The sequence below is a fragment of the Xanthomonas sp. F1 genome (assembly GCF_014199855.1).
Genome location: NZ_JACHOK010000004.1, coordinates 178,402 through 204,428, shown reverse-complemented (window position 1 = coordinate 204,428; position 26,027 = coordinate 178,402). Strand labels below are relative to the sequence as shown.

10 protein-coding genes are annotated in these 26,027 nt (G+C 67.4%); all 10 read left to right on the top strand.

Going from position 1 to position 26,027, the window contains the following annotated elements; translation table 11 throughout:
- Positions 1–290: 290 nt before the first annotated feature.
- The 10 genes from GGR71_RS11540 (at position 291) to GGR71_RS11495 (ending at position 25,750) form a co-directional block, all read left to right on the top strand.
- A complete protein-coding gene (locus GGR71_RS11540; protein ID WP_160958699.1) occupies positions 291–2,534 on the top strand; it encodes a methyl-accepting chemotaxis protein in 2,244 nt (747 codons plus the stop codon).
- Between the two features lie 866 nt (positions 2,535–3,400).
- Positions 3,401–5,665: a methyl-accepting chemotaxis protein gene (locus GGR71_RS11535; RefSeq protein ID WP_160958698.1), complete on the top strand. Its 2,265-nt coding sequence runs from the start codon at positions 3,401–3,403 to the stop codon at positions 5,663–5,665.
- Positions 5,666–6,125: 460 nt separating this feature from the next.
- Positions 6,126–8,363, top strand: coding sequence for a methyl-accepting chemotaxis protein (locus GGR71_RS11530; protein ID WP_160958696.1), 2,238 nt, complete (start codon positions 6,126–6,128; stop codon positions 8,361–8,363).
- A gap of 454 nt (positions 8,364–8,817) precedes the next feature.
- Complete coding sequence (locus GGR71_RS11525; RefSeq protein ID WP_160958695.1) at positions 8,818–11,070, top strand: methyl-accepting chemotaxis protein; 2,253 nt, start codon at positions 8,818–8,820, stop codon at positions 11,068–11,070.
- 354 nt (positions 11,071–11,424) lie between these two features.
- A complete protein-coding gene (locus GGR71_RS11520) occupies positions 11,425–14,073 on the top strand; it encodes a methyl-accepting chemotaxis protein (RefSeq protein WP_160958692.1) in 2,649 nt (882 codons plus the stop codon).
- A 240-nt stretch (positions 14,074–14,313) separates the two neighbouring features.
- The gene (locus GGR71_RS11515) at positions 14,314–15,075 is read left to right on the top strand and encodes a transporter (protein ID WP_160958689.1); all 762 of its coding nucleotides are present in this window, start codon (positions 14,314–14,316) and stop codon (positions 15,073–15,075) included.
- Positions 15,076–15,088: 13 nt separating this feature from the next.
- Complete coding sequence (locus tag GGR71_RS11510) at positions 15,089–17,467, top strand: methyl-accepting chemotaxis protein (RefSeq protein WP_184451953.1); 2,379 nt, start codon at positions 15,089–15,091, stop codon at positions 17,465–17,467.
- A gap of 248 nt (positions 17,468–17,715) precedes the next feature.
- Positions 17,716–19,980: a methyl-accepting chemotaxis protein gene (locus tag GGR71_RS11505; RefSeq protein WP_160958687.1), complete on the top strand. Its 2,265-nt coding sequence runs from the start codon at positions 17,716–17,718 to the stop codon at positions 19,978–19,980.
- Positions 19,981–20,323: 343 nt separating this feature from the next.
- The gene (locus tag GGR71_RS11500; RefSeq protein ID WP_160958685.1) at positions 20,324–22,582 is read left to right on the top strand and encodes a methyl-accepting chemotaxis protein; all 2,259 of its coding nucleotides are present in this window, start codon (positions 20,324–20,326) and stop codon (positions 22,580–22,582) included.
- 675 nt (positions 22,583–23,257) lie between these two features.
- Positions 23,258–25,750, top strand: a complete 2,493-nt coding sequence (locus GGR71_RS11495) for a methyl-accepting chemotaxis protein (RefSeq protein WP_160958682.1) — start codon at positions 23,258–23,260, stop codon at positions 25,748–25,750.
- Positions 25,751–26,027: the final 277 nt, after the last annotated feature.

The window sequence follows — 26,027 nt, the reverse complement described above, 5'->3', positions numbered from 1 at the left end:
GCTGCCGATAGCAATGTAGCGCACACTTTTTGTCTACACGTGCGCACTGGTGACACCTGGGGAGGTGGAGCCGGCACTCCAGGGGGGATCGATCGGAGCAGATGCCGATCGCTGAAGCCATGCTGCAGGAAAGGGGAAAACGCATCGTGTGTGATGTTGGCGCCGTTTGAGCGGGTGTTCCGCACGCCCTCCGTTCAATTCGCGCATTTCATCACAGATGAAGCCAGCATCACGATCGGTGTCCCCTCGTACGAACACGCAATGACTTGTCCATTCTCAGGGGGTTCAACATGACGTCGTTCTTGCAACGCTACAACGTGGGCCGCCGCCTCGGCGGCGGTTTTGGTCTACTCATCGTGCTGTCCTGCCTGCTGGTCGCCGCCGGCCTGGTTTCCATCGCGCAAGCGCGCAGCGAGTTGCGTCACATCGTCGAGGTCAACGTCGAGAAAATCCGGATCAGCAACGGCATGCTCGACGCCAACACCCGCATCCTGCTCGCGTTGAGTGCGTTGAGCATGGTGTCCGACGAGGCGCTCAACCGGAAGGAACTGGCCGAAGTCCAGCAGGCGCGTCAGCGATACACCGACTTGCGCAAGGAACTCGATGGATTCCCGCCATCCAACGCAAGCGTGAAGAAATTGCGTGCGGACATCGATGCGCAGCGCGTCGTTGCAGGCAAGCTCAACGACCAGGTGATCGCCTTCGCCACCGCCAACCATAATGCCGAAGCGCAAACGCTGCTGAACGAGAAGGCCAGGCCGGTGACGGCCGCCCTGCAGGCCAAGATCCGCGAGAACGTGGCCTTGCAGGAACAGGAGACGGCAGCCGCGTACGCCAACGCCACCCAGGCGATGGCACGGGGCCGCAACATGCTGATCGCTGGGGGCGTGGCCGTCCTGCTGGTCAGTGGACTGCTGGCCTGGACCATCACCCGCAGCCTGACCGGCCCGCTGGGCCGCGCCACCCGCGCCGCCGAGGCCATCGCCGACGGCCGCCTGGACAACGACGTGACCACCGACGCACGCGACGAACCCGGCCGCCTGCTGCTGGCGATGGATCGGATGCAGACGCAGTTGCGGCGCTTCTCCAGCGAAACCGCGTTGATGATCGAACTGCATGCCGACAAGGACATGAGCCACCGCATGCCGCAGGACTTCCCCGGCGTGTACGGCGAGCTGAGCAAGGGCATCAACACCATGATGTTCGAGCACCTGGACGCCATCGTCGACGCCATCGGCGTGCTCAACGAATACGCCAACGGCGACCTGCGCCGCGACGCGCGCCGCCTGCCCGGCAGCCGTGCGGTGCTGCACGAATCGATGGACGCGGCCAAGGCCAGCCTGTTGGCGATCAACACCGAGATCAAGCGCCTGGCCGCGGCGGCCGCCGCCGGCGACTTCAGCGCCCGCGGCGATGCGGCGCACTTCCAGCACGACTTCCGGCTGATGGTGCAGGACCTCAATGCGATGATGGACGTCAGCGATCGCAACCTGGGCAAGCTGTCCGCCCTGCTGCAGTCCATTGCCGCGGGCGACCTGACCGCGCGCATGGACGGCGAGTTCCATGGCGTCTTCGCCACCATGCGCGACGATGCCAATGCCACTGCCGACCAGCTGACCGGCATCGTCGGCCGCATCCAGACCGCGGCGGTCAGCATCAATGCCGCGGCTAGCGAGATCGCCACCGGCAACGACGACCTGTCGCGCCGTACCGAACAGCAGGCTGCCAGCCTGGAAGAAACCGCGGCCTCGATGGAGGAACTGACTTCCACGGTCAAACAGAACGCCGAACATGCGCGCCAGGCCAATCAGCTCGCCAGCGGCGCGGCGGCGGTGGCCTCACAAGGCGGCAGCGTGGTCGGCCAGGTGGTGCAGACCATGAGCGGCATCGAGGCCTCCTCGAAGAAAATCGGCGACATCATCGGCGTCATCGATGGCATCGCCTTCCAGACCAACATCCTGGCCTTGAACGCGGCGGTGGAAGCGGCGCGTGCCGGCGACCAGGGGCGTGGCTTCGCGGTGGTCGCCAGCGAAGTGCGCACCCTCGCCCAGCGCTCGGCCAGTGCCGCCAAGGAGATCAAGGACCTGATCGACGACTCGGTGAATCGCGTTGCCGAAGGCTCGGCCCTGGTCGACCAGGCCGGCAAGACCATGAGCGAGATCGTGAGCTCGGTGCAGCGCGTGACCGACATCATGGGCGAGATCTCGGCCGCCTCGCAGGAACAGTCCGCCGGCATCGAGCAGGTCAACCAGACCGTGATGCAGATGGACGAGACCACCCAGCAGAACGCGGCGCTGGTGGAAGAAGCCACTGCCGCCGCACGTTCGATGGAAGAACAGGCCACGCAGTTGCAGGACGCCGTGTCGGTGTTCAAGTTGGACACCCTGCCGGCGATTACGCCGATCGGACTTGCGCCGACGCCCCGCCCTGCCCCACGCAGCGTGGCGCCTGCACCGCCACGCAGGTCGCGGCCGGCCCCGGCGCAGTCCGTTGCGCTTGCACAGGCGACCAGCAGCGACTGGCAGGAATTCTGAGTCCTGGCACCGTCACGTCATCGAGCGGCCGTGCACTGCATGGCCGCTCGACAGATGCGCGATGCAGAGGATGTCAGTGCGGCTCGCCATGGCAGATGCCACCTCCATCAACGCGCAGTGCTGCGAGTACCGCGGAAACCGTCGAACACGCAGCATTGGCGGGAGGCACCTGCCTGCACCAGGTTGCAAGCGCTGTCGGACGGCGCGTTCGGCAACACCATCCACGCCAGCGTGCATCCAGCGCGCCACGCGCCGCCGCTCTGCGCGGCACGACCGCACTGTGGCTCAAGAATCCCGTGCCGCCGTCGATATCAGATTGAGTGCACGTTTTTTGTCTACATCCGTGCGTGTCGGCATGGCCTGGGGAGGTCCGCCGACGCTTCAGAGGGATCGATCGGTGCATGCACCGGTCGCTGAACTCGCAAACCGAACGGGGAAGAACGCAGCCCTGACGACTGTTCTTTTTCGCGCCTGCCCTCGGCTCGCGCGCGTGTTCGACTTGCAGTGCTTTCGCCACACGTTTCGTCAGCTTGCCCACACCCCGGATCCCCGGCGCGCCACAACGCGCTTCGTTCCTTCATTCGTACACGGGGGCCCACCATGCATGCGGTCTTGCGACACCGAAGACGCATCCACCGAGCGACCAGCCGACGCCGCCGGCGATTACAGGCGCAACTCGGGCATGCCAACGCCATGGCCACCGTCGCGATTGCGGCGCTTGCGCACGACCTGCCTGTCGCATTGCCAGTCATCACGCCATGTGACTGCCGCCGTGGTCAGCACCGGCCGTGCGCGTCTGCCCGCGTCAACCGCCGACGCCGCATCCCTGCGCGCCGACCTGCCTGTTTCGTTCCTTGGAGATTGAAATGATCCGCTTTCTGCAACGCTACAACGTCGGTGTCCGCCTGTCGGCGGCCTTCGGCCTGCTGATTCTTCTTTCGGTGGTCCTGGTGATCATCGGGCTGTCCGGCATGGCCGAGGCGCGCAAGCACCTGGACATGATCGTGCTGGACCGCATGGCGAAGATCGAATTCAGCAACCAGATGCTCGACGCCAATGCCTCCGTGCTGGTCGCGTTGAGCACCTACACCACCTCCACCAACGCCGCGATGCGGCAAGAGGCGCTGGACACCTTCAATCGCCAACGCGAGCGCTACGCCGAGGCCCGCGCCAAGATTGACAAGCTGTCCAGCACCGCCGCCGGACGGGCGATCCGCGCCGAGATGGACGCCAAGCGCGCCACCGCCAAGACCATCAACGACGCCATCGTGGCGCTCGGCGAGAAAGGCGAGACCGCCCAGGCGGCGGAAATGCTGAATCAGCAAGCGCTGCCGGCGACGCTGGCGTGGCAGGGCAAGATCCGCGAGTTCGCCGACCGCCAGAAAGCGCAAGCCGCTGCCGGCTACCAAGCGGCGTTGGAGGCGATGCATCGCGGGCGCATGCTGCTGATCGGCGGCACCGTGCTGGCCCTGGCACTCAGCGCCTTGCTGGCACTGACCATCACCCGCAGCCTGACCGCGCCGCTGCGCCTGGCCACGCGCACTGCCGAAGCGATCGCCAATGGCGACATGCACAACGCCGTGCGCACCGAGGCCCGCGATGAAACCGGTCGCCTGTTGAACGCCATGGGCCGCATGCAGCAGCAGTTGCAGGCGGTGCTCGCCGCGCAGGCGGAGATGGCGCAGCGCCACGACGCCGGCCAGATCAGCTACCGCATGGACGAAAGCACCTTCCCCGGCGACTACGGGCGCATGGTCCGCGACAGCAATGCCCTGGCCGCTGCGCACATCGCCGTGACCGAGCGTTTGGCGCAGATCATGGGCCGTTACGCCATCGGCGACCTGTCCGAGGACATGGACCGCCTGCCCGGCGAAAAAGCCCGCCTCACCGAGACGATGGACACGGTCAAGCACAACCTGACCGCCATGAACAGCGAGATCAAGCACCTGGCCGGCGCCGCCGCCGCGGGTGACTTCAGCGTGCGCGGCGATGCCGAACGCTTCCAGTACGACTTCCGCCTGATGGTCGACAGCCTCAACCAGCTGATGGCCACCGCCGACGGCAACCTGCAGGCGCTGTCGTCGCTGTTGCAGTCGATCGCCGCCGGCGACTTGACCGCGCGCATGCACGGCGACTTCCAGGGCGTGTTCGCGACCATGCGCGACGATGCCAACGCCACCACCGAACAGCTCGCGGCGATCGTCGCGCGCATCCAGACCGCGGCGGTGAGCATCAACGGCGCCGCCGCCGAGATCGCCACCGGCAACGACGACCTGTCGCGCCGCACCGAGCAGCAGGCGGCGAGCCTGGAAGAAACCGCCGCCTCGATGGAAGAGTTGACGTCGACCGTCAGGCAGAACGCCGAACACGCCCGCCAGGCCAATCAACTGGCGACCGGTGCTGCGTCCGTCGCCTCGCAGGGTGGCACGGTGGTCGGCCAGGTGGTCGAGACCATGAGCGGGATCGAGGCCTCCTCGCGCAAGATCGCCGACATCATCTCGGTGATCGACGGCATCGCCTTCCAGACCAACATCCTGGCGTTGAACGCCGCGGTGGAAGCGGCGCGGGCCGGCGAACAGGGCCGCGGTTTCGCCGTGGTCGCCAGCGAAGTGCGCACCCTCGCCCAGCGCTCGTCGAATGCGGCCAAGGAGATCAAGGACCTGATCGACGACTCGGTCGGCCGCGTCGCCACCGGCTCGGCACTGGTCGACCAGGCCGGCAAGACCATGCACGAGATCGTCGCCTCGGTGCAGCGCGTCACCGACATCATGGGCGAGATCTCCGCCGCCTCGCAGGAGCAGTCGGCCGGTATCGAGCAGGTCAACCAGACCGTGATGCAGATGGACGAAGCCACCCAGCAGAACGCCGCCCTGGTCGAGGAAGCCACCGCCGCGGCGCGCTCGATGGAGGATCAGGCCGGTCAACTGAGCGAGGCCGTGGCGCTGTTCAAGATCGAACAGCAGGCATCGGAAGTGATACACCGCGCTTCCGCGCCGAAGTCGGCGGTCGCCGCCGGCGCCAGCGCACGTCGGCCGGTCAAGACGCCGGCCCCGCGCGCGGCTACCCACCGACCGGTGGCAATGGCCAGCGCCGCCGTTGCGGCTGGCGGCGCCGATTGGCAGGAGTTCTGATCGCGCTCTGCCGCCGCGTCCAAACCGCTGCGTGACATCGAACCCGGGAGCGTCAGCTCCCGGGTTTTTTTCGACCGGGCCAGCAGGTAGCGGAACATCAGCGGCGCCAGTGGCCCTCGGAGATGAGCCGTATCCGCACTCTCGTGAAGTAAACGTGAAAACAATCTAAATACGCGCCTTGGAGGCTTAAAGAACCCAGGCGGCATGCCGATACGGGAGTTGCGTAGACAAATTGTCTACAAATTTGAACAAAATTTGTCATGCGCAGCTAAAGCAGGCAGCGGCAATTGGAACGCGCGTTTCAATGCGTAAAACCTATTCAATTCGTCAAAACCATGAGCTGGATGATTTCGATTCACTACAGAAATAGATAAGGCAGCGCCCAACGCCTCCGCGGACATCGACTCAGGCACGGGGTACGCCATCCCCAATGCTCCACTTTTCCATCAGGACTACGACGATGTCGCTCAAGAATCTCAGTCTTTCCGCCAGGCTCGCGCTCAGCTTTGCCGTCATCGTGCTGATCACGGTGGTCATCGGCTCGATCAGCCTGAGCAGCCTGTCCTCGCTCAACACTGCCGCCGACATGAACGACCACACCTACAAGGTGCTGGCCACCGGCGACATGATGGGGATCGATGCCTTGAACGTTGAAACCGGCGCACGCGGCTACATGCTGTCGGGCGAACAGCAACACCTGCAGCCCTTCATCAATGGCCAGGCCAACTTCGACAAGAACTTCGCTGAAGCAAAGCAGTTGACCGCAGACAATCCGCGGCAGCAGGCTCGGCTGGAGAAGCTGCACGCCGCATTCGACGATCTGGTCGGCGTGGAGAAGCAGGTGACCGCGCTGCGCGAGCAGTCCACCGATCCGGCGGAGATCGCCTCGGTGTTCCGCGAAGCGCGCGACCGCAAGGCCATGCAATCGATCCGCAGCCTGCTCGCCGAGTTCCACAACGAGGAAAGCGGACTGCTGACCAAGCGCAGCGAAACCCTGACGACCGTGCGCGCGCAGAACAAATGGGCCGTGCTGCTGGGCAACCTGCTGGTGATCGTGGCCGCGATCGGCCTGGCGATCGTGATCCGCCGCCAGTTGCTCAAGCGCCTGGGTACCGCGATCGGCGTGGCCGACGCCATCGCCCGCGGCAAGCTGGACAATGCGATCGACCTGCGGAGCAAGGACGAGGCCGGCGTGCTGCTGCTGAGCATGGACAAGATGCAGAGCCAGTTGCAGTCGGTGCTCGCCGCGCAGGCCGACATGGCGCAGCGCCACGACGCCGGCCAGATCAGCTATCGCATGGACGAAACCGCCTTCCCCGGCGACTACGGGCGCATGGTCCGCGACAGCAACGCCCTGGCCGCCGCACACATCGCGGTGACCGAGCGCCTGGCGCAGATCATGGGCCGTTACGCCATCGGCGATCTGTCCCAGGACATGGACCGCCTGCCCGGCGAGAAAGCGCGGCTCACCGAGACGATGGACACGGTCAAGCACAACCTGACCGCGATGAACAGCGAGATCAAGCATCTGGCCGGCGCCGCTGCGGCCGGCGACTTCAGCGTCCGCGGCGACAGCGAACGCTTCCAGTACGACTTCCGGCTGATGGTCGACAGCCTCAACCAGCTGATGGCCACCGCCGACGGCAACCTGCAGGCACTGTCGAAGCTGCTGCAGGCCATCGCCGCAGGCGACCTGACGGCGCGTATGCACGGCGACTTCCAGGGCGTGTTCGCGACCATGCGCGACGACGCCAATGCCACCGCCGAACAACTGGCCTCCATCGTGGCCCGCATCCAGACCGCCGCGGTCAGCATCAACGCCGCCGCCAGCGAGATCGCCACCGGCAACGACGACTTGTCGCGCCGCACCGAGCAGCAGGCGGCGAGCCTGGAAGAGACCGCCGCGTCGATGGAAGAGCTGACGTCCACCGTCAAGCAGAATGCCGAGCACGCCCGCCAGGCCAATCAACTGGCCACCGGCGCCGCGTCGGTGGCCTCGCAGGGCGGCAGCGTGGTCGGCCAGGTGGTGGAGACCATGAGCGGCATCGAGGCGTCCTCGAAGAAGATCGGCGACATCATCAGCGTCATCGACGGCATCGCCTTCCAGACCAACATCCTGGCGCTCAACGCCGCGGTGGAAGCGGCGCGTGCCGGCGAACAGGGCCGCGGCTTCGCCGTGGTCGCCAGCGAGGTGCGCACGCTGGCACAGCGCTCGGCCAACGCCGCCAAGGAGATCAAGGGCCTGATCGACGACTCGGTCGGCCGCGTTGCCCAGGGTTCGGCGCTGGTCGACCAGGCCGGCAAGACCATGCAGGAGATCGTGACCTCGGTGCAGCGCGTCACCGACATCATGGGCGAGATCTCGGCGGCGTCGCAGGAGCAATCGGCCGGCATCGAGCAGGTCAATCAGACCGTCACGCAGATGGACGAAGCCACCCAGCAGAACGCCGCCCTGGTGGAAGAAGCCACCGCCGCGGCGCGCTCGATGGAGGAACAGGCCGGCCAGCTGAGCGAGGCCGTGGCCGTGTTCAAGATCGACCAGCGGGCACCGGCGCCTCAGCGCGCACCCGCGCCGCGGCTGGTGGTGGCCGCAGGCAGCGGACAGCGGCCCGCCAAGCCGCGCGCCGTGCAACCGGCCGCGCGCAAGCCTGCCGCCACGCCCGCCATCGCTGGCGGTAGCGATTGGCAGGAGTTCTGATCCAGCGCACGCTGTGTCTACAACGCTGCAGGACATCGAAGCCCGGGAGCGTCAGCTGCCGGGCTTTTTCGTTGTCCGGGGCATGCGTTCCGCTGCCGGCATGGCCGATCCACGATGAGTCAGACCCGCGGTTTCCGGGAACACCGCCGGGAAGTCGATCCAGAGATCCGATATCGCCATTCAAGAATCCAGGACGAGCGCCGATATGAGACTCGCACACATAATTTGTCTACAAATTCGAACAAATTTGAAATCCTTCATGCAAAAGAGTCAAAGAGATCAATAAAGGAGTTTCGATAGATAATTGCTATTAATAATAGAAAAACTATCGATTTAATGTTTTCGATTCACAGCCGCCATAGATAGGGCAGCGCCCAGCGCCTCCGCGGGCATCGCAGGCACGGGCGGGGTACGCCATCCCCAACGCTTCACGCTTTCCACAAGGACTACGACGATGACGCTCAAGAATCTCAGTCTCTCCGCCAGGCTCGCGCTCAGCTTTGCCGTCATCGTGCTGATCACGCTGATCATCGGCACGATCAGCCTGAGCAGCCTGTCCTCGCTCAACACTGCCGCCGACATGAACGACCACACCTACAAGGTGCTGGCGACCGGCGAGCTGATGCAAACCAACGCCGTCAACGCGCAGACGGGCGCGCGCGGCTATCTTCTGTCCGGCAACAAAGAGTACCTGCAACCCTTCACCAAGGGCGTGGCCGACTTCGACACGTCCTTCGCCGACGCCAAGCACCTGACCGCGGACAATCCGCGCCAGCAGGCGCGGCTGGAGCAGTTGCGTGCCGCGTTCGATGAGCTGGTCGGTGTGGAGAAGCAGTTCATCGCGCTGCGCGAAAAGTCCAACGATCCCGTGCAGGCCGCCGCCGCGTTCAGTGACGCAAACGATCGCGCGACGATGCAAACGATCCGCCGCCTGCTGGGCGAGTTCACCAACGAGGAACGCGGCCTGTTGGCCAAGCGCAGCGCAACCCTGGCCACCGTCCGCGCGCAGAACAAGTGGGCCGTGCTGCTCGGCAACCTGCTGGTGATCGTCGCCGCGATCGGCATGGCGATCCTGATCCGCCGGCAATTGCTCAAGCGCCTGGATACCGCGATCGGCGTTGCCGACGCCATTTCCCGCGGCAAGCTCGACAATGCGATCGACCTGCACAGCAAGGACGAGGCCGGCGCGCTGTTGTTGAGCATGGACAAGATGCAGAGCCAGTTGCAGGCTGTACTCGCCGCGCAGGCCGAGATGGCCAAGCGCCACGACGCCGGCCAGATCAGCTTCCGCATGGACGAAGGCGCCTTCCCCGGCGACTACGGGCGCATGGTCCACGACAGCAATGCGCTGGTCGCGGCGCACATCGGGGTCAAGATGCGCCTGGCGCAGATCATGGGCCGCTACGCGATCGGCGACCTGTCCGAGGACATGGACCGCCTGCCCGGCGAGAAGGCCGTGCTCACCGAGACGATGGACACGGTCAAGCAGAACCTGACCGCGATGAACACCGAGATCAAGCACCTGGCCGGGGCCGCCGCGGCCGGCGACTTCAGTCTGCGTGGCGATGCCGACCGCTTCCAGTACGACTTCCGCTTGATGGTCGAGAGCCTCAACCAGTTGATGGCCACGGCCGACGGCAACCTGCAGGCGCTGTCCGCCCTGTTGCAGTCCATCGCCGCCGGCGACCTGACCGCGCGCATGCACGGCCAGTTCGAGGGCGTGTTCGCGACCATGCGCGACGATGCCAACGCCACCGCCGAACAACTGGCGACGATCGTCGCGCGTATCCAGACTGCCGCGGTCAGCATCAATGGCGCCGCCAGCGAGATCGCCGCCGGCAACGATGATCTCTCGCGCCGTACCGAACAGCAGGCCGCCAGCCTGGAAGAAACCGCGGCCTCGATGGAAGAGCTGACCTCCACCGTGAAGCAGAACGCCGAGCACGCGCGCCAGGCTAACCAGCTCGCCACCGGCGCGGCGGCGGTGGCCTCGCAGGGCGGCGCGGTGGTCGGCCAGGTGGTCGAGACCATGAGCGGCATCGAAGCGTCGTCGAAGAAGATCGCCGACATCATCAGTGTCATCGACGGCATCGCCTTCCAGACCAACATCCTGGCGCTCAACGCCGCCGTCGAGGCGGCGCGTGCCGGCGACCAGGGCCGCGGCTTCGCCGTGGTCGCCAGCGAAGTGCGGACCCTGGCGCAGCGCTCGGCCGGCGCCGCCAAGGAGATCAAGACCCTGATCGACGACTCGGTCTGCCGCGTCGCGCAGGGCTCGGCGCTGGTCGACCAGGCCGGCAAGACCATGCACGAGATCGTCGCCTCGGTGCAGCGCGTGACCGACATCATGGGCGAGATCTCCGCGGCTTCGCAGGAGCAATCGGCCGGTATCGAGCAGGTCAACCAGACCGTCACCCAGATGGACGAGACCACCCAGCAGAACGCCGCGCTGGTGGAAGAAGCCACCGCCGCGGCGCGTTCGATGGAGGACCAGGCCGGCCAGCTGAGCCAGGCCGTGGCCGTGTTCAAGATCGAGGCGAGCAGCCGCCCCGCCGGCCAGCCGGCGGTCGCCAACGCGGCGAGCGTGCCGGTCGGCGCGGTCGCCCGGTCGGCCACCAAGCCGATGACCAAGCCCGCCGCGCGCCCGACGCGACCATCGGCCCGGCCGGCCGCGGTCGCCGCCGGCGATGACACCTGGCAGGAGTTCTGAGCGGGCAACCCTCTCGCTCGTCTGACGCCAACGGCCCCGGGAGCGATCCGCTCCCGGGGCTTTTTATTGCCGCCATGCGCCGCTGCCGCGCCGCCCCACACCGCCTCGTTCAGCAGCGCCCTCGCCGTTGCGCGGCATGCGCCACGGTCGACGACGCGTCCGGAGCCAGCAATGCCATCCACACCGATGCCGGCCCGTCGGACATGGCCCACCACAGGCACCGGCTACATTTCTGGGACGCTGTGCCGATAACCGCCCTATCGCGCATGCGCCCTGCCTGGCTTGTCTGAAAGCAAGACGCTTTCCGGAGCCAGAACGCGCGATCTCTCCATTCCTCCCATCGAGACGACCGCGATGCCCACCACGTCCTCCACACGCACGAGCAGTGTCGCTACCCGCCTGATGCTGGGCGTGGCCGCGATCGCCCTGCTGTGCTTCGGCATTACCGCCGCCATCATCTACGCCCGCAGCAGTTCCGCCCTGCTCGCCTCCGCCAAGGCCGGCATGACCGAGACCGCGCGTCTGGAATCCGAGCGCATCGGCAACACCATCGGCGCCTCCGCCGTCTCCAACCAGGCGCTGGCCAATGCCCTGCTCGCCCAGCGCGGCCAGGACAAGGCGCGCGACCTGTTCAGCGAGAGCCTGCGCCGCGAACTGCAGCAGCACCCCGACTGGACGGGCCTGGGCACGCTGTGGGAACCGCAGGCGCTGGACGGCAAGGATGCGGACTACGCCAACAGCGCCGGCCACGACGCCAGCGGCCGCTACATGGTGTATTGGTCCTGGCAGAACGGGAAGCTCGTGCGCGATCCGCTGCGCGACTACGAGGTTGCCGGCGCCGGCGACTGGTATCTGAATCCGCGCAAGCTGCTGCGGCCGACCGTCGCCGAACCCTACGATTACGAGATCGCCGGACAGAAGGTATTGATGACCACGGTCAGCACGCCGATCCTGGAAGACGGCAAGTTCCTGGGCGTGGTCACCACCGATTTCGGCCTGGCCGCGCTGCAGCAGCGCGTCGCCAAGCTGCGTCCGCTCGGCGCAGGCCGCGTGCGCCTGCTCTCGCCCGGCGGCGCCATCGTCGCCGACCGCGATCCCGCGCTGGTCGGCAAGAAGCTGCAGGATCCCGCCACCCGCGCCTTGCTGGCCGACATCGCCCAGGGCAAGACCGTCGGCCGCGACAGCGTCGATCCGCAGACCGGCGCCACCGATGTGGAAGTGTACGTACCGCTGCAGATCGGCCAGGCCCAGGAGCGCTTCGCGCTGGGCGTGGCGGTACCGAAGGCGGTGCTGATGGCGCAGGCGCGCAACCTGCTGTGGACCATCGTGGCGGTCGGCCTGTGCGCCGCGCTGCTGCTCAGTGGCGGCCTCTACTTGCTGCTGCGGCGGCTGGTGGTCAAGCCCTTGGCCAGTGCGGTGGAGGTGTCTGGCGCGGTCGCCGCCGGCCGCCTGGACAGCCGCATCCAGTACGCGCGCAACGACGAACTGGGGCAGTTGCTGGGATCGCTGCAGCGCATGCAGCAGCAACTGCGCGCGGTGCTCGACGCGCAGAAGGAGATGGCCGAGCGTCACGATGCCGGCCAGATCAGCTACCGCATGGACGAAAGCGCCTTCCCCGGCGACTACGGGCGCATGGTTCGCGACAGCAATGCGCTGGCTGCCTCGCACATCGCGGTCAAGCTGCGCCTGGCGCAGATCATGGGCCGCTACGCGATCGGCGACCTGTCCGAGGACATGGACCGCCTGCCCGGCGAAAAGGCCGTGCTGACCGAGACGATGGATACGGTCAAGCGCAACCTGACCGCGATGAACAGCGAGATCAAGCACCTGGCCGGCGCCGCCGCCGCGGGCGACTTCAGCGTGCGCGGCGACGCCGCGCGCTTCCAGTACGACTTCCGCCTGATGGTCGAGAGCCTCAACCAGTTGATGGCCACCGCCGACGGCAACCTGCAGGCGCTGTCCACGCTGTTGAAGGCCATCGCCGCTGGCGACCTCACCGCGCGCATGCACGGCGACTTCCAGGGCGTCTTCGCCACCATGCGTGACGACGCCAATGCCACCGCCGAGCAGTTGGCCGCGATCGTCACGCGCATCCAGACCGTCGCGATCAGCATCAATGGCGCCGCGGCCGAGATCGCCGCCGGCAACGACGACCTGTCGCGCCGCACCGAGCAGCAAGCCGCCAGCCTGGAGGAAACCGCCGCCTCGATGGAGGAGCTGACCTCCACGGTGAAGCAGAACGCCGAGCACGCACGCCAGGCCAATCAGCTGGCCGCGGGCGCCGCCTCGGTCGCCTCGCAGGGCGGCGCGCTGGCCAGCCAGGTCTCGGAAAAGATGCACGGCATCGAGGCCTCGTCGCGGAAGATCGCCGACATCATCAGTGTCATCGACGGCATCGCCTTCCAGACCAACATCCTGGCATTGAACGCCGCGGTGGAAGCGGCGCGTGCCGGTGAACAGGGCCGCGGCTTCGCGGTGGTCGCCAGCGAAGTGCGCACCCTCGCCCAGCGTTCGTCGAATGCGGCCAAGGAGATCAAGACCCTGATCGACGACTCGGTCGAGCGCGTCGCCGAGGGTTCGACCCTGGTCGAACAGGCCGGCAGCACCATGCAGGAGATCGTCGCCTCGGTGCAGCGCGTCACCGACATCATGGGCGAGATTTCGGCCGCCTCGCAGGAGCAGTCCGCCGGCATCGAGCAGGTCAACCAGACCATCACCCAGATGGACGAGGCCACCCAGCAGAACGCCGCGCTGGTCGAGGAAGCCACCGCCGCGGCGCGTTCGATGGAAGACCAGGCCGGCCACCTCAACCAGGCGGTGGCGCTGTTCAAGCTCGAGACCAGCGCCGGGGTGGCGATCGCCCCGCCGGCGCCCGCGCGCCGCGCTGCATCGCCCAGGCCGGCCGCCGCGGCGGCCACACCACGGCGGCCCGCGGCGGCCCCGTTGCGGGCGGTCCCGCGCGCAACCGCGCCGGCGGACCACGGGCAGTGGCAGGAGTTCTGATGCCCGCCGCGACCGGCGAGCACCGCGAGCGCCGTGCGCGCTTCGCGGTCTGGCCTCCCGGGCCTCATCTACAGGAGCGGCAGAGCGCTTAGCGCGTCACGTTCGTAAAGAAACGGCATTCAGGGTCGATATAGAAAGCGGAACTGCCATGCCACGGGCACCGCAACGCGCGTGCCCCGGCGCCGGCCGCACTGCGTCCGGTCCCCACGGTTCCGACCGAACCGCCAATGGGAGCCGCACATGAAGCTACGCGTCATCGCCAGTTGTCTGACCTTGTGCGGCCTCGCCGGCCTGGCCCACGCCGAGGTCGAACCGATCGCCACCGATCGCCCGGATTTCGTCGAATCCAGCCTCACTGTCGGCGACCGGCGTCTGCAGGTGGAAACCAGCGTGGCCTGGGAACGCGATGGCGATGTCGATGGCTACGCCACGCCCACCCTGTTTCGCTACGGCATCGGCCCGACCTGGGAGCTGCGCGTGGAGACCGACGGCTGGCAGACCGTCGACGTTCCGGTCGGCGACGACGTGTCCGGCTTCTCCGACCTTTCGCTCGGACTCAAGCACCACCTGGCCAGCGAAATCGGCGGCGCGTCGCTGGCCTGGCTGCTGCACGTCGACCTGCCCAGCGGCGCGCGCGACGTGCGCGGCAGCGGCGCACGCCCCTCGTTCCGCCTGGTGGCCGAATGGGAACTCAGCGACAGCCTCTCGCTGGGGATGATGCCCGGCGTGATCCGCGACGAAGGCGACGGCGGGCATCGCTACACCGCCGGCATTTTCGGTGTGGTGCTGGGCAAGGCCTGGACCGAACGCAGCCGCTCGTTCGTGGAGCTGGCGCTGCCGCAGATCGCGCATGCCGACGACGGCGGCACCGTCGCCCTGCTCGACGTCGGCTCGGCCTGGCTGCTCAGCCAGGACGTGCAGTTGGACGTGGTGTACAGCCGCGGCCTCAACGACCGTTCGCCGGACCACGCGCTCGGCGCGGGCCTGTCCTTCCGTTTCTGATCGGGCCACACCGATGAAAATCATGCATATGCTCGGCGTCCTGGTGCTGGTGGCGGTGCTCGCCCTGCTCGCGCTCGGCGGGGTCGGCTACACCGCGCAGCAAGGGCTGTTGCGCTCGGTCGCGGCACAGGTCACGTCCTCGGACGCGCTGCGCAACCACATGCAGGCGGACATGATGCACGACGCCCTGCGCGGCGACGTCACCGCCGCACTCCTGGCGGCGGCGCGGCAGGACGCGGACGGGGTCAAGGCGGCGCGCGCCGCCCTGGGCGAACACGCCGGCGAGTTCCGCAAGGCGCTGGACGACAACCAGAAGCTGCCACTGGACAGCAACCTGCGCGCGCAACTGGATGCGGCGGGGCCGGCACTGCAACGCTACATCGCCGCCGCCGACAAGGTGGTGACGCTGGCCGAGACCCAGGGCGACAGCAGCGCCACCTATGCCGATTTCACTGCGCAGTTCGCGCGGCTGGAAACCGAGATGGACGCGATCAGCGACAGCATCCTGGCGCTGAACGAGCAGAGCCGCAAGGCGGCGGAACAGCAAAGCCAGCGCGCCACCTGGCAACAGGCCGGCGCGGTGCTGGTCGCCGTGCTGTGCCTGGCCGCTGCCGCGGCCTGGATCCTGCGCTCGGTCGCGCAATTGCTCGGCGGCGAGCCGCGGGTGGCGATGGACGCCGCCCAGCACATCGCCGAAGGCCGCCTGGACCAGCCGATCCCGGTCGCGGCCAGGCACGGGCGCAGCCTGATGGCGGCGCTGGCGCGGATGCAGCGCGAGTTGCGCGAGCGTATCGAACGCGAACGCAGCATCGCCGCCGAGAACCTGCGCATCCGCACCGCCCTGGACAACGCGTCCACCGGCATGTACATCGCCGATCCCGACCTGACCATCATCTACGCCAATACCGCGCTGCAGACCCTGCTGCAGACCCACGCCGAGGACATCCGCGCCTGCGCGCCGGCGTTCGACCGTAGCGCGCCGCTGCTGGGCCAGTCCGTGGCGCTGCTGGAAGTGGGCAACTCGCAGGACGCGGAGATCTACCAGCGGCTGGACCGCCAGGGTGCGGCGCAGCGCGAGGTGCGCTACCGCGAGGTCTGCATCGCCCAGGAGATTTCCGCCATCCGCAACGCCGACGGCGCGCACCTGGGCTTCGTGTGCGAATGGCGCGATCGCACCGCCGAGACACGGGTGGAAGCGGAAGTGGCCGCCGTGGTGCGCAGCGCCGCCGCCGGCGACCTGTCGCAACGCATCGACCGCACCGGCAAGCAGGGCTTCTTCCTGATGCTGGCGCAACAACTCAATGGCCTGCTCGATGCCAACGCGATCAGCATCGCCGAAGTCTCGCGCTTGCTCAGCGCGCTGGCCGACGGCGACCTCGGCGCACGCATGCACGGCGACTTCCACGGCATCTTCGCCACCATGCGCGACGACGCCAACGGCACCGCCGAGCGCCTGGCCGACATCGTCGGCCGCATCCAGCGTGCCGCCGGCGACATCCACAGCGCCGCCACCGAGATCGCCCAGGGCAACAGCGACCTGTCGCAGCGCACCGAGCAGCAGGCTGCCAGCCTGGAAGAAACCGCGGCCTCGATGGAGGAGCTGACCGCCACGGTCAAGCAGAACGCCGAGCATGCGCGCCAGGCCAACCAGCTCGCCGCTGGCGCCGCCGCAGTCGCCTCGCAAGGCGGCGCGGTGGTCGGCCAGGTGGTCGACACCATGAGCGGGATCGAGACCGCATCGAAGAAGATCGCCGACATCATCAGCGTCATCGACGGCATCGCCTTCCAGACCAACATCCTGGCCTTGAACGCCGCCGTCGAAGCCGCGCGTGCCGGCGAACAGGGCCGCGGTTTCGCCGTTGTGGCCAGCGAGGTGCGCGTGCTGGCGCAACGCTCGGCCAACGCCGCCAAGGAGATCAAGGGCCTGATCGACGACTCGGTCGGCCGTGTCGCCACCGGCGCGGAGCTGGTGCAGCGCGCCGGCCAGACCATGCAGGAGATCGTGGCCTCGGTAGGCCGCGTCACCGACATCATGGGCGAGATCTCCGCGGCTTCGCAGGAGCAGTCCGCCGGCATCGAGCAGGTCAATCGCACGGTGACGCAGATGGACGAGAGCACCCAGCAGAACGCCGCGCTGGTCGAGGAAGCCACCGCCGCGGCACGGTCGATGGAGGACCAGGCGGCGCAACTGAGCGACGCGGTGGCGATATTCCGGTTGGAACAGCACACCGCGCGTGCCGCAGCTCCGGCATCGGTGTCCGTCGCATCGGCTGCGTCGGGGCAGACGGCGGCGACCGCGACGGCAGCGCTGCACGCCACGCACGCGTCGCAGCCGAATGCGCAAGCCATCGCCGATGCGATCGGCACGCAGTGGCAGCCGCTGACCGCTTGAGAACAGCGTAAGGAACTGAATAAGACAGCGTCGGGAATCGCCTTACGACCAACGTGCTATCGAGTAAGTCATCGTCATGCCGATATCACATTCGGGCGACGGCGGACATGTTGTACAGCAGGGCATTGGTTTTCCTTTCTTCCCTTTTTTGACCGCCACGCCCACCACTCCGGTCGCGCAAACGCCGCCGGCGCCTGCAGGGACAAGGACCTGGACGTCCCAGGACCACCGTCAACGAAGAGGTCGACATGAATTCCTTTCTGCAACGCTACAACGTCGGACGCCGGCTCGGTGGCGCCTTCGGTCTGCTGATCCTGTTGTCCTGCGCCCTGGTCGTCATCGGCCTGCTGTCCATGGCACGCACGCGCACCGAGTTGGATAACATTGTCAAGGTGAACGTCGAAAAGAGCCGCATCAGCAACGGCATGCTGGATGCCAACGCCAGCATCCTGATCGCGCTGGGCACACTGGCGATGGAGACGCGCGAAGAACTCAACGATCAGGCACAGGCGGAAATCAAGGCCAAGCGCCAGCGCTACACCGAACTGCGCAACGAACTGGAGGCGTTCCCGCCCGCCAACGCCTATGCGGTGAAGCTGCGCGCCGACATCGATGCCGCGCGCACCACTGCGCGGGCCATGAACGATGAAGTGATCGCGCTGGCTGCCGCGCACCGCAATGCCGAGGCGCAGACGCTGCTGAGCGAACGCTCGCGCCCGGCCACGCTGGCCTGGCAGGCCAAGATCCGCGAGAACGTCGCCCTGCAGGAAGCGCAGATGAAGCTCGCCCATGGCAAGGCGACGCAGGCGATGGTCACCGGCCGCAACCTGCTGATCGCCGGTGGACTGGTGGCCCTGCTGCTCAGCGTCCTGCTGTCGTGGACGATCACCCGCAGCCTGACTGGACCGCTGGGCCGCGCCACCCGCGCCGCCGAGGCCATCGCTGGCGGACGCCTGGACAACGACGTGGCCACCGACGCGCACGACGAACCCGGCCGCCTGCTGCTGGCCATGGACGCGATGCAACGCCAGCTGCAGCGCTTCTCCGGCGAAACCGCGTTGATGATCGAACTGCATGCGGACAAGGACATCAGCCACCGCATGCCGCAGGACTTCCCCGGCGTGTATGGCGAGCTGAGCAAGGGCATCAACACCATGATGTTCGAGCACCTGGATGCCATCGTCGACGCCATCGGCGTGCTCAACGAATACGCCAACGGCGACCTGCGCCGCGACGCGCGCCGCCTGCCCGGCAGCCGCGCGGTGCTGCACGAGTCGATGGACGCGGCCAAGGACAGCCTGCTGGCGATCAATACCGAGATCAAGCGCTTGGCGGCTGCCGCCGCGGCCGGCGACTTCAGTGTACGCGGCGACGCCGAGCGCTTCCAGCACGACTTCCGGCGGATGGTGCAGGACCTCAACGCGATGATGGAGGTCAGCGACGTCAACCTGGGCAAGCTGTCCGCGCTGCTGCAGTCCATCGCCGGCGGCGACCTGACCGCGCGCATGGACGGCGACTTCCACGGCGTGTTCGCCACCATGCGCGACGACGCGAACGCCACGGTCGAGCAGTTGACCGGCATCGTCGGCCGTATCCAGACCGCGGCGGTCAGCATCAATGCGGCCGCGACCGAGATCGCGGCGGGCAACGACGATCTGTCGCGCCGCACCGAACAGCAGGCGGCGAGCCTGGAAGAAACCGCGGCATCGATGGAAGAGCTGACCTCCACGGTCAAGCAGAACGCCGAGCATGCGCGCCAGGCCAACCAGTTGGCGGTGGGCGCGACGTCCGTCGCCTCGCAAGGCGGCAGCGTGGTCGGCCAGGTGGTCGAGACGATGAGCGGCATCGAAGCGGCATCGAAGAAGATCGCCGACATCATCGGCGTGATCGACGGCATCGCCTTCCAGACCAACATCCTGGCGCTCAATGCGGCGGTGGAAGCGGCCCGTGCCGGCGAACAGGGCCGTGGCTTCGCCGTGGTCGCCAGCGAAGTGCGCACCCTCGCCCAACGCTCATCGAACGCCGCCAAGGAGATCAAGGGCCTGATCGACGACTCGGTCGGCCGCGTGGCCACCGGAACGGTCCTGGTCGACCAGGCCGGCAAGACCATGGCCGAGATCGTGGCCTCGGTGCAGCGGGTCACCGACATCATGGGCGAGATCTCCGCCGCCTCGCAGGAGCAGTCCTCCGGCATCGAACAGGTCAACCAGACCGTGATGCAGATGGACGAGACCACCCAGCAGAACGCCGCTCTGGTGGAAGAAGCGACCGCCGCGGCACGCTCGATGGAGGAGCAGGCCGGCCAGCTCACCAGTACCGTGGCCTTGTTCAAGATCGACGGCGCCGCTGCCGTCGGCCTGCCTGCGGCACCGGCACCGGCACACGTTGTTGCGGCCAAGACCAGGCATGTCGCCAGGACGACGGCACGTCCACTGCCGCAACCGGCCAAGCGCACTGCGGTTCCGATCAAGCGCGCCGCGGTCGCGGTCGGCGGCGACTGGCAGGAGTTCTGAGGCGATTGGCGGCCATGCCCTCGACATGGCCGCCAGCCGCGGCGGCTAGGCCCGAAATCGGCACTGCAGGCTGTCTGCGCGTGCCCGCCAAGCGCAAGCTGCAGGTTCCCGTATTGAGCGCCGCCGCATGTCGGAACAACGTCGGATTTTGCCGCCGCTGCCAAGCGGGAAATGGCCGGCAGACAGCTTCCTAACCGCTCGCCAACAGGGATCGGAACATCGCTCAATTTCTGGCCTTCATGTCGATATTCAGGGGGTGGCAGCGCACCGCCACGACGCGCCGCAACGGCTGGTCCGCCAGCTCGCGCGACCCGACTCCTTCCGGTTCCCCCAAAGGTCGGTCATGAACGCACTTCTGCAACGCTACAACGTCGGTCGACGCCTGGGCATGGCGTTCGGCATCCTCATCCTGCTGTCCGGCGTGCTGGTCGCCATGGGCTTGTTGACCATGTCCCGCGCGCATCGCGAGCTGGACAACATCGTCAACGGCAACATGGAAAAGGTGCGGCTCTCCAACGAGATGCTGGACGCCAACACCAATGTGCAGGTCGGCCTGCTCTCCATCAGCATCGTCGATGGCGACGCGGCCAACCAGAAGATGCTCAACATCGTGCAAAGCAATCGGGCCCGCTTCAAGGCCGCGCACGACGCCTTGTCGGCCATGCCGGCAAGCCTGGCCGAGCGCAATGCCATGGCATTGATCGACACGCTACGGGCGCAGTCGGTCCATCTCAACGATGAGATTCTGGCACTGGGCGAAAAGGACAAGAACGCGCAGGCGCAGGCGCTGTTGCTTGGCGATGCGGCGGTGGCGATGGAGAAGCAGCAGGCGGCGATCCGCGCCAATGCCGAGCTGCAGCGGCGCTTGAGCAAGGAGGCCTATGCGGTGTCCTCGGCGGCGATTGCGCGCGGGCGCATCGTCCTGATCGCCGGTGGCCTCGCCGTCCTGCTGGTCAGCAGCTTGCTCGCCTGGACCATCACCCGCAGCCTGACCGGACCGCTGGGCCGCGCCACCCGCGCCGCCGAGGCCATCGCCGACGGCCGCCTGGACAACGACGTGGCCACCGACGCACGCGACGAACCCGGTCGCCTGCTGGTCGCGATGGATCGGATGCAGACGCAGTTGCGGCGCTTCTCCAGCGAAACCGCGTTGATGATCGAGCTGCATGCGGACAAGGACATCAGCCACCGCATGCCGCAGGACTTCCCCGGCGTGTACGGCGAACTGAGCCAGGGCATCAACACCATGATGTTCGAGCACCTGGATGCCATCGTCGACGCCATCGGCGTGCTCAACGAATACGCCAACGGCGACCTGCGCCGCGACGCGCGGCGCCTGCCCGGCAGCCGCGCGGTACTGCACGAATCGATGGACGCGGCCAAGGCCAGCCTGCTGGCCATCAACACCGAGATCAAGCGCCTGGCCGCCGCCGCCGCGGCCGGCGACTTCAGCGCCCGCGGCGATGCGGCGCACTTCCAGCACGACTTCCGGCTGATGGTGCAGGACCTCAACGCCATGATGGACGTCAGCGATCGCAACCTGGGCAAGCTGTCCGCCCTGCTGCAGTCCATCGCCGCCGGCGACCTGACCGCGCGCATGGACGGCGAGTTCCAAGGCGTGTTCGCGACCATGCGCGACGACGCCAATGCCACCGCCGACCAGTTGACCGGCATCGTCGGCCGCATCCAGACCGCGGCGGTCAGCATCAATGCCGCCGCCACCGAGATCGCCGCCGGCAACGACGATCTATCGCGCCGTACCGAACAGCAGGCCGCCAGCCTCGAAGAAACCGCAGCCTCGATGGAAGAGCTGACCTCCACGGTCAAGCAGAACGCCGAACACGCTCGCCAGGCCAACCAACTGGCGGTGGGCGCAGCCTCCGTGGCATCGCAAGGGGGCGCGGTGGTCGGCCAGGTGGTGGAGACCATGAGCGGCATCGAGGCCTCGTCGAAGAAGATCGCCGACATCATCGGCGTCATCGACGGCATCGCCTTCCAGACCAACATCCTCGCCCTGAATGCCGCGGTGGAAGCCGCCCGCGCCGGCGAACAGGGCCGCGGCTTCGCCGTGGTCGCCAGCGAAGTGCGCACGCTGGCCCAGCGCTCGGCCAATGCAGCAAAGGAGATCAAGACGCTGATCGACGACTCGGTCGGTCGCGTCGCCACCGGCTCGGCCCTGGTCGACCAGGCAGGCCGCACCATGCAGGAGATCGTCGCCTCGGTGCAGCGGGTCACCGACATCATGGGCGAGATCTCGGCGGCCTCGCAGGAACAGTCCGCCGGTATCGAACAGGTCAACCAGACCGTGGTGCAGATGGACGAGACCACCCAGCAGAACGCTGCCCTGGTGGAGGAAGCCACCGCGGCGGCACGCGCGATGGAGGAACAGGCCGTGCAATTGAGCGATGCGGTCGCGTTGTTCAAGATCGACCGGCTGTCCGCCATCGCGCGCCCTGCGCCTGTCCGCACGGCCTCCGCCGCGCGGACGGCCACGCCGGCGATCAAGACCGCGGCGAAGGCCAGCACCGGCCCGCAAGCGCCGACCGTACGCCGTGCGACCGTGGCCGCGGCAAGCAATGGCGACACCTGGCAGGAGTTCTGACGCGACGGTCGCCGGCCGCCTGTCAGCTCCGCCGCGACAATGCACAGGCAGCCGATCGACGAGGCGATCGGCTGCCGCCTCGCACGACCTCGCGACTCACGCAGAGGCCGTCCTGGGTCTGCAAGCGTGTCGTCGCAACGGCATGTGGCCTGGCGCTTCATTCCCCCACGGTCCTCAGGCAACGCCAGGCCCGCGCCCGCGCCAGAACGCGTGCAGCACCCGCGATCCCGCCGTCGTGGTCCTCGGCAGTGCGACGCCCCGCTCAGATGCGCCCGATCACCCAGCCAGCCGACGCCGCAAGCCGATGTGGACCCGCAGACCCATGTGCCCGACGCCCCACCCAGCGGACATGACGCCTGCAGGACATGGCCCGCGAAAAAGTTCACGCAGGCTGCATCCGCGCCGCACCTGCCGGCGTATGTCCCGCCTGATGCGTCCCTCTGCCGCGGGCCGCACACCGTAGGTGGCGGCTTAACGGGGTCATGCTTACAGATTCAACCTTTGTCTACGACCGCCGCTAAAGATATGCCCGATCCGGTCGAGCGCCGCCTATTCATCGCTGCGCGCATCCGGACGGGCGAAGCTCGACGACCGCCCGTTTGCACCTTGCAGTCCCATGGCGTGGATCCCTGTGGATCGTGTGCCTCCTTTCGCTCTTGCTCAGAGACCCGCGCAATGACGTCGCATCCCGCGAACCACGCCGCTCCGCCCGCCTCCGAACGCCGCTCCCGTTTGCGGATCTGGCATGACCTTCCCATTGCGCGCAAGCTCAGCCTGATCGGCGTGCTGGCCCTCATCGGGCTGGCCATTCCCCTGCTGCTGTACACCCGCACGCTCAACGACGGGGTGGACGTCAGCCGTGCCGAACTGCGCAGCTACGCGCCGCTGCGCGAGATGCTCACGCTGCTGGCGGCCTTGCAGGAAGAGCAGGTCGGCAGAGGCGCCGACGTGGCGCAGGCACGCGAAACGGCCGACCGGGCGCTGCGCGAGCTGCAGCGCATCGTGCCGGCCCTGCCAGGCTTCGAGCGCAGCACGGCGGCGCTGGCGCAGTTGCAGCAAACCCTGCAGAACAAGCGCAACGACGCCGCAGCGGTCGCCGAACAGGCCGACGACGCGCTGGACGCCCTGCGCGACGACAGCCAACTGGTCTATACGCCCTACGTGGAAAGCTACCACCTGGTGATCAGCAGCCTGATTTACGCTCCGGTCACCAGCGAGACACTGACGCGCCTGGATGCGATGCACGATCCGTCCCACGCTGGTGCCGAAGCGCCGGTGATACGCGCGCAGATCGCCGAATTGGCGCGCGATCACGCGCGCCTGAGGCATGAGCTGAAGAAGGCACTGGGCCTGCTCGAGCAGCCGGATCCGGCCCTGGCGCGCGCCGCCGCCACCGAAATGGCCGTCGCCGATCGCGCCCTGCCGCAGTTGGCACAGGTCCTGGACAGCGGCAGTGCCGATGCCGATCAGCGCTGGAACGCCGCGCTACACGGCTGGGACGAGGCCTTGCACGGCCTCAGCGCCACCGCGCTGCAGGCGTTGCAACGGCAGTCGCAACGGCACCTGGACGCGTCGCTGCAGGCAATGTGGACCGCGGTTGCCGGACTCAGCGTGCTGACGCTGCTGATTGCGGCGATATGCGCGCACACCCTGGTCACCTTGACCCGCAACGTGCGCCGCGCCGCCGGCGTTGCCGCCGACATCGCCGAGGGCCGCCTGGACGCCCGCATCGTGGTGCCCAGCCGCGACGAGAGCGGACGGCTGCTGGCCGACATGCAACGCATGCAGAAACAGCTGCGCGAGGTGCTGGCCGCACAGACCGAGATGGCGCGGCGCCACGATGTGGGCCAGACCAGCTACCGCATGGACGAGCGCACCTTCCCCGGCGACTACGGACGCATGGTCCGCGACAGCAATGCCCTGGCCGCCGCACACATCGCCGTGACCGAGCGCCTGGCGCAGATCATGGGCCGCTACGCCATCGGCGACTTGTCCGAGGACATGGACCGCCTGCCCGGCGAGAAAGCCCGCCTCACCGAGACGATGGACACGGTCAAGCACAACCTGACCGCGATGAACACCGAGATCAAGCACCTGGCCGGCGCCGCTGCCGCTGGCGACTTCAGCGTGCGTGGCGATGCCGAACGCTTCCAGCACGACTTCCGCCTGATGGTCGACAGCCTCAACCAGCTGATGGCCACCGCCGATGGCAACCTGCAGGCGCTGTCGTCGCTGTTGCAGTCGATCGCCGCCGGCGACTTGACCGCGCGCATGCACGGCGACTTCCAGGGCGTGTTCGCGACCATGCGCGACGATGCCAATGCCACCACCGAACAGCTCGCGGCGATCGTCGCGCGCATCCAGACCGCGGCGGTGAGCATCAACGGCGCCGCCGCCGAGATCGCCACCGGCAACGACGACCTGTCGCGCCGCACCGAGCAGCAGGCGGCGAGCCTGGAAGAAACGGCCGCCTCGATGGAAGAGTTGACGTCGACCGTCAGGCAGAACGCCGAACGCGCGCGCCAGGCCAATCAGTTGGCCGCCAGCGCGGCCTCGGTGGCCTCGCAAGGCGGCGCGGTGGTCGGCCAGGTGGTGGAGACCATGAGCGGGATCGAGGCCTCCTCGAAGAAGATCGCCGACATCATCTCGGTGATCGACGGCATCGCCTTCCAGACCAACATCCTGGCGTTGAACGCCGCGGTGGAAGCGGCGCGGGCCGGCGAACAGGGGCGTGGCTTCGCCGTGGTCGCCAGCGAAGTGCGCACGCTCGCCCAGCGCTCGGCCAACGCCGCCAAGGAGATCAAGGGCCTGATCGACGACTCGGTCGGCCGTGTCGCCGAGGGCTCGGCCCTGGTCGACCAGGCCGGCGAGACCATGCAGGAGATCGTGACCTCGGTACAGCACGTCACCGACATCATGGGTGAGATCGCCGTCGCCTCGCAGGAACAATCGTCCGGCATCGAGCAGGTCAATCGCACCGTCACGCAGATGGACGAGAGCACCCAGCAGAACGCCGCGCTGGTCGAGGAAGCCACCGCGGCGGCACGTTCGATGGAGGAACAGGCCGGGCAGTTGCGCCAGGCGGTGGCGGTGTTCAAGGTGGAGGCGGCCGCGGCGCGCGTGCCGATGGCGCCATCCTTGCGCAGACCGGCACACGCAGTCGCCTGAGCCTGCGCGCGCAGGTCGCGCGACCGTCCGGTCCGACCAAGGCGCCAGACCCGCCGTCCGATGCCGTGACGACACCCTGAGACAGCGATCGGCCGCGTTAGTCACGCGGCCGATCGCGTTTCTGGGCCTGCGCGTCGGCTTCTGCCCAAGCACACTGAAACGGTATCGTTACCAAATTGTGAAATGCGATGAACGCGACCTTAAGGATCAATAGACGCTGTCGATAACGTGAACAGCCGGTAGGTGCCGGTGCAGCCCTCGTCGGTGCTCCATGCAG